Raw genomic sequence first — 6686 nt, forward strand, 5'->3', positions numbered from 1 at the left:
ATCAGTTGATGGTGCGGGGTCCACGGACGGCTTCGAAGGCCTCCGCGTCTGTGGGGGCCGGCACGACGGCCTCGCCGCGCGGTCCGTCGGCGATCGCCCGGGGCGGCCGGCCGTCGGCCAGCGCCAGGGTCAGCTCGACGATCCGCTCACCGGCCCGTCCGTCGCCGTACGGGGACGGACGGGCCGCCAGCCGGGCGGCCAGCTCGGTGTCGGCGATCAGCCGGCGGGCGGTGCGGCCCAGCTCCGGGCCCGGGCGCAGCAGTGTGGCGAACCCGGCCTCGACGGCCTCCGGGCGCTCGGTGCTGTTGCGGACCACGATCAGCGGCTTCTTCAGCACCGTGCACTCCTCCTGCACGCCGCCGGAGTCGGAGACGAGCAGCCGGGCGTGCCGGGCCAGGCCCAGGAACGACGCGTGGTCCACGGCCCCGACCACCAGCAGCCGCTCCAGCTCCCGCTGCAGCCCGTGGCGGGCGACGCAGTCCCGGGTGCGCGGGTGCAGCGGCAGCAGCACCGGCAGCCCGAGCCCGCCGAGCTCCGCCAGGATCACCCGCAGCCGCTCCGGGTCGTCGGTGTTCTCCGGCCGGTGGATCGTCGCCAGCACGTACCCACCGGCCCGCACCCCGTGCCGGCGCAGCAGCGCGGCCGCCGCGGCCGCCCCCGGCAGCGACTCGGCCACCGCCTCGACGACGGTGTTGCCGGTCAGGTGGATCCGCTCCTCGGGCACCCCCTCCGCCCGCAGGTTCGCCGCCGCAGCCACCGTCGGCGCGCAGTGCGCATCGGCGAGCACGCCGACCACCTGCCGGTTGATCTCCTCCGGCATCGCCCGGTCCCGCGACCGCAGCCCGGCCTCCACGTGCACCACCGGCACCCCGTGGTAGTGCCCCGCCTGCGCCCCCGCCGAGGTGGTGTTCGTATCCCCCTGAACCACCACCGCCGCCGGCGGATCCGCGTTGAACAGCCCGGACAGCGCCGAGATCATCCCCCCGATCTGCCGCCCCCGGACCGCCCCGCCGATGTCCTCCAGCCAGACGTCCGGCGGCGGCAGCCGCAGCGCCCGGAACACCCCGCCCGCCATCGCCTCGTCGTAGTGCTGCCCGCTGTAGACCACCCGGGCCCGCTCCCCGAGACCCCGGATCACCCCCGCCAACTTCAGGATCTCCGGCCGCGTCCCGAGCACCACCGCCACCGAACCCGCCCGATGCCTCGTCTCAGCCATCGGCTCTGACCGCGCTGACCATGTTCGCCCGACCTCCTGGCATGCGACCCATTCCGACCATGAGGATCACCAGAAGAGCAGGAAATATGACAAACCGACACCAATCACCACCCTGATGGCCCGCCCGTTCCCCCGGACGCACGAAGGCCCGCCCCCTCGAAACCGAAGGAGGGCGGGCCCTGACCATGCGTCAGCCGGCGGCTACAGCACCTGGAGGTTCTTACGCAGCTCGAACGGGGTGACCTCGGAGCGGTACTCCTCCCACTCCTGACGCTTGTTCCGGAGGAAGAAGTCGAAGACGTGCTCGCCGAGGGTCTCGGCGACCAGTTCGCTGCGCTGCATCAGGTCGATCGCCTCGCCGAGGTTCTGCGGCATCGGCTGGATGCCCATCGCGCGGCGCTCGGCGTCGGAGAGGGCCCAGACGTCGTCGTCGGCGCCGGGCGGGAGCTCGTAGCCCTCCTCGATGCCCTTGAGGCCTGCCGCGAGGGTGACGGCGTAGGCGAGGTAGGGGTTGCAGCCGGTGTCGAGGGAGCGGACCTCGACCCGGGTGGAGCCCTGCTTGCCCGGCTTGTACATCGGCACCCGGATCAGCGCCGAGCGGTTGTTGTGGCCCCAGCAGATGTAGGACGGGGCTTCGCCGCCCGCGCCGGCGGTGCGCTGCGAGCCGCCCCAGATCCGCTTGTACGAGTTCACCCACTGGTTGGTGACGGCGGCGGTCTCGGCCGCGTGCGCCAGCAGGCCGGCGATGAACGAGCGGCCGACCTTGGAGAGCTGGAACTCGGCGCCGGACTCGTGGAACGCGTTGCGGTCGCCCTCGAAGAGCGAGAGGTGGGTGTGCATGCCGGAGCCGGGGTGCTCGGAGAACGGCTTGGGCATGAAGCTCGCGTGCACGCCCTGCTCCAGCGCGACCTCCTTCATGACCAGGCGGAAGGTCATGATGTTGTCAGCGGTGGAGAGCGCGTCGGCGTAGCGCAGGTCGATCTCCTGCTGGCCCGGTGCGCCCTCGTGGTGGGAGAACTCCACCGAGATGCCCATCGACTCCAGCATGGTGATCGCCTGGCGCCGGAAGTCGTGACCGACACCGCGCGGGGTGTGGTCGAAGTAGCCGGACTGGTCGGCCGGCTGCGGGGCGGTGCCGTCCCCGGGGAGGTTCTTCAGCAGGAAGAACTCGATCTCCGGGTGGGTGTAGAAGGTGAAGCCCTGCGCCGAGGCCTTCTCCAGCGTGCGCTTGAGCACGAACCGCGGGTCGGCGTAGGAGGGCGAGCCGTCCGGCATCAGGATGTCGCAGAACATCCGCGCGGTCCCGGGGGTCTCCGAGCGCCAGGGCAGTATCTGGAACGTCGTCGGGTCCGGCTTGGCGATCATGTCCGACTCGTAGACCCGGGCGAAGCCCTCGATCGCCGACCCGTCGAAGCCGATGCCCTCCTCGAACGCCTGCTCCAACTCCGCCGGAGCCACCGCCACCGACTTGAGGAACCCCAGCACATCGGTGAACCACAGCCGGACGAACCGGATGTCACGCTCTTCGAGCGTACGAAGCACGAACTCCTGCTGCTTGCCCATGGGGACAGTCTCACCTCTGCTCTTTACGTCCGTGTTACGCCAACGGGCCGCCCGTGAGCATCCCCCTGCACGGACAAACGCCCGACTGTTCCCATCATCGCGGATGACACCCCCTCCCGGGCACCCAGGGGCGGATGACGGGCCGATGTCAGGAGCGGGAACGTGCGCACCTCCCCCCGCGACATAACGTCAGTTAGACGATTAGACTGACCCCATGCCGAATCTGCGCCTCGCCCTGAGTCAGTTCGACCCCGTCGTCGGGGACATCGCACGCAACTGTGAGGAGGTGGTGCGGTGGACCAGGCGGGCTGCCGAGCAGGGAGCGCGGCTGGTGGCGTTTCCGGAGATGGTGCTGACCGGGTACCCGGTGGAGGACCTCGCGCTGCGGGAGTCGTTCCTGGAGGCCTCGCGGGCGGCGCTGGTGGAGCTGGCGGGCCGGCTGGCGGCCGAGGGGCTGGGTGAGCTGCCGGTCGTGGTCGGGTACCTGGGGCGCTCGCGCGGGACCGAGCCGCGGTTCGGGAAGCCGGCCGGGTCGCCGCAGAACTGTGCGGCGGTGCTGCACCGGGGGCAGGTGCTGGGGCGGTTCGCCAAGCACTTCCTGCCGAACTACGGCGTGTTCGACGAGTACCGCTACTTCGTCCCGGGCGACCAGCTCTCGGTCCTGCGGGTGGACGGCGTGGACGTGGCGCTGGCGATCTGCGAGGACATCTGGCAGGACGGCGGCCGGGTGAAGGCCACCGGTCAGGCCGGGGCCGGACTGCTGCTGGTGATCAACGGGTCGCCCTACGAGCGGGACAAGGACGACCAGCGGCTCGACCTGGTCCGCCGCCGGGCGGCCGAGGCGGGCTGCCCGCTGGTGTACCTGAACATGGTCGGCGCCCAGGACGAGCTGGTCTTCGACGGCGGCTCGCTCGTGGTGGCCGCCGACGGCGAGCTGCTCGCCCGCGCGCCGCAGTTCGAGGAGAGCCTGCTGGTGCTCGACCTGGAGCTGCCCGCCGCGACCGTCGAGGGCCCCGAGGGCCGCGAGTTCTGCGACGGCCTGCGGCTGCTGCACACCGACCTGGGCACCGCACCGCAGCCGGTCCCCGCCGAGCCGCTGGCCGGCGTGGTCGCGCCGACGCTCTCGGACGAGGCCGAGGTGTACGCCGCGCTGGTCGAGGGGACCCGGGCGTACGTCCGCAAGAACGGCTTCAAGTCGGTGCTGATCGGCCTCTCCGGCGGGATCGACTCGGCGCTGGTGGCGGCCATAGCGGTGGACGCGATCGGCGCGGAGCACGTCCACTGCGTCTCGATGCCGAGCCGGTACTCCTCGCAGCACTCCAGGGACGACGCCGCCGAGCTGGCCCGCCGCACCGGGCTGCACTTCCGCACCGTGTCGATCGCCCCGATGTTCGACGCCTACATGGAGTCGCTCGGGCTGAGCGGGCTGGCCGAGGAGAACCTGCAGTCGCGGCTGCGCGGCACGCTGCTGATGGCGATCTCCAACCAGGAGGGCCACATCGTCCTCGCGCCCGGCAACAAGAGCGAGCTCGCGGTCGGCTACTCGACGCTGTACGGGGACTCGGTCGGCGCGTTCGGGCCGATCAAGGACGTGTACAAGTCGCTGATCTTCAAGCTCGCCACCTGGCGCAACGAGCAGGCCGTGCAGCGCGGCGAGACACCGCCGATCCCGGAGAACACGATCCTCAAGCCGCCGAGCGCCGAGCTGCGCCCGGACCAGGTGGACACCGACTCGCTGCCCGACTACGACCTGCTGGACGCGGTCCTGGCCGCGTACATCGAGGGTGACCAGGGCCGCGACACGATCGTCGCGCAGGGCTACGACCCGGCCGTGGTGGACCGGGTGGTGCGCCTGGTGGACACCGCCGAGTACAAGCGGCGCCAGTACCCGCCGGGCCCGAAGGTCTCGCCGAAGAACTTCGGCCGCGACCGCCGGCTGCCGATCACCAACGGCTGGCGCCGGGGGTAGGGCTCAGGCCCCGGCGGCCGACGGCTACTTGTCGTAGCGGTAGGCGGCAGCGATCGCCCGGTGGTCGCTGCCGTCGGCCGGCAGCACCCAGGAGTCGGTGGGCTTCATGCCGCGGCTCATGATCTGGTCGATCCGCGCCATCGGCATCCGGGCCGGCCAGCTGAAGCCGAAGCCGGAGCCCGCCGTGCCCTGGGCCGAGCGCAGCTGCGAGGTGAGCGGCGCGAGGCTGCGGTCGTTCATGGTGCCGTTCATGTCGCCGAGCAGCAGCACCTTCTTCAGCGGCTCGGCCTCGATCGCGTCGCCGAGCGCCTGCGCGCTCACATCGCGCTGGTCGGCCGTGAAGCCGCCGTCGAACTTCACCCGGACGGACGGCATGTGCGCCACGTACACCGCGAGCGGGCCCTGCGGGGTGGCCAGCTGGGTGCGGAACGCCCGGGTCCAGCCGATCTTGATGTCCACCACCCGGGTGTCGCTGATCGGGTACTTCGACCAGAGCCCGACGGTGCCCTCCACCACGTGGTACGGGTAGCTGCCGGCAAGTCCGGCGGTGTAGGCGGGCAGGGCGGCGCCGGTGAGCTCCTCCAGCGCGACGATCTGCGCACCGGAGCCGGCCACCAGACGGGCGGTGCCGGCCGGGTCGGTGTTGGCGGCGTCCACGTTGTGGGTCAGCACGGTGAAGTCGCCGGGGCCGCCGCTCTTGTCACTGAGCAGTCCGCCGAACAGGTTGACCCAGACCGCCACCGGCAGCACCAGCGCGATCACGGCGGGGACCGAGCGGCGCAGCAGCGCCGGGATCAGCAGCAGCGGCACCAGCAGGCCGAACCAGGGCAGGAAGGTCTCTGAGAGGCTGCCGAAGTTGCCGACCGAGTTCGGGATCGAGCTGTGGAAGGCCAGCAGCAGCGCGAGCAGCACGGCCAGCGCGCCGATCACCCAGCCGCGCCGCCAGGTGCTGCGGCCGCGGCGGTCCCGGCCCCAGTCGAGGAGCCAGTGGCGGCGCGACCCGGGCTCGACAGGCTGCGCAGGCTGGACGGGCTGCGCGGGCTGGACGGGCTGCGCGGGCTGGGTGCCGGCCGGGGTGCCCGAAGCGTCCGGGTTGCCGCCGGTGTTCTCCGGGCGCGCCTGTGCTTCGCCGGCCTGCGTCATTCGGTGACCCCATCGGTAGTGCGTGCTGCGTGCTGTCCCGACTGCGCCGGTTTCCGACCACTTTGGTCATATTCTCGGCTCAGCCTATGCCGGGACAGACGCGCGAACCTCCGGTAGGGGTTCCGGGCCGCGCGGGCCGGGGCGGGAGAGCAAGGTCACGCGGAGGCCGGCTGGTAGGCCGGTCCGCGCAGTCCTTCGAGCAGGCTGTCCACCATCAGGGCGGGCAGCGCCGGGTCGTCCAGCGGGGAGTCCTCCCACATCACGGTGCGCAGCAGCATCGGGCCGACCAGCAGTTCGGCGAGCAGCTCCGGGTCCAGATCGGCGCGGAACTCACCGGCCGCGATGCCGCGCTCGACCACCGCACGGATGGCGCGCCGGCGGCGCACGATCACCCGTTCGTAGTAGACCTCCTTCAGCGCGGGCAGCGTCTGCATCTGGTTGAGCGCCATCTTCAGCACCCAGCGCGACCGCTTGGCCAGACCGCGCCGGCGCATGTAGTCGACGATCACCACCAGGTCGTCGCGGGCGCTGGTGCCCGGCAGCTCGGGCTCGGCGTCCTCCAGCCGGACCATCACATCGACGAGCAGCGCGTCCTTGTTCGGCCAGCGCCGGTAGATGGTGGCCTTGCCGACGCCGGCGGCCTGCGCGATGCCCTCGATGGTCAGGTCGGCCACGCCGGCTCCGTCCATCATCAGGCTCTCGACCGCCGCGCAGATGGCCTGCTCGGCGGCCTCCGAACGGGGCCGCCCCCGGCAAAGAGCCACACAAAAAGGGTCCGAGGGGGGGAAAGGGGGG

The 6686-nt window shown here is 71.7% G+C and carries 5 protein-coding genes; 1 reads left to right on the forward strand and 4 read right to left on the reverse strand.

Annotated elements, in window-relative coordinates:
* Position 1: 1 nt before the first annotated feature.
* Both wecB and AC060L_RS14960 read right to left on the reverse strand, forming a co-directional pair.
* A complete protein-coding gene (gene wecB / locus AC060L_RS14955) occupies positions 2-1216 on the reverse strand; it encodes a non-hydrolyzing UDP-N-acetylglucosamine 2-epimerase (protein ID WP_483799209.1) in 1215 nt (404 codons plus the stop codon).
* A 201-nt stretch (positions 1217-1417) separates the two neighbouring features.
* A complete protein-coding gene (locus AC060L_RS14960) occupies positions 1418-2779 on the reverse strand; it encodes a glutamine synthetase family protein (protein ID WP_483799210.1) in 1362 nt (453 codons plus the stop codon).
* 214 nt (positions 2780-2993) lie between these two features.
* On the opposite strand from AC060L_RS14960, the gene AC060L_RS14965 reads away from it, so the two are divergent.
* The gene (locus tag AC060L_RS14965; RefSeq protein ID WP_483799211.1) at positions 2994-4748 is read left to right on the forward strand and encodes an NAD+ synthase; all 1755 of its coding nucleotides are present in this window, start codon (positions 2994-2996) and stop codon (positions 4746-4748) included.
* A 24-nt stretch (positions 4749-4772) separates the two neighbouring features.
* Here AC060L_RS14965 and AC060L_RS14970 read toward each other — a convergent pair whose 3' ends face one another.
* Positions 4773-5891 (reverse strand): endonuclease/exonuclease/phosphatase family protein, encoded by a 1119-nt coding sequence (locus tag AC060L_RS14970; RefSeq protein WP_483799212.1) that lies wholly within the window; start codon positions 5889-5891, stop codon positions 4773-4775.
* Between the two features lie 155 nt (positions 5892-6046).
* Positions 6047-6655: a TetR/AcrR family transcriptional regulator gene (locus tag AC060L_RS14975; protein WP_483799213.1), complete on the reverse strand. Its 609-nt coding sequence runs from the start codon at positions 6653-6655 to the stop codon at positions 6047-6049.
* Positions 6656-6686: the final 31 nt, after the last annotated feature.

Source organism: Kitasatospora sp. NEAU-69 (assembly GCF_057158765.1).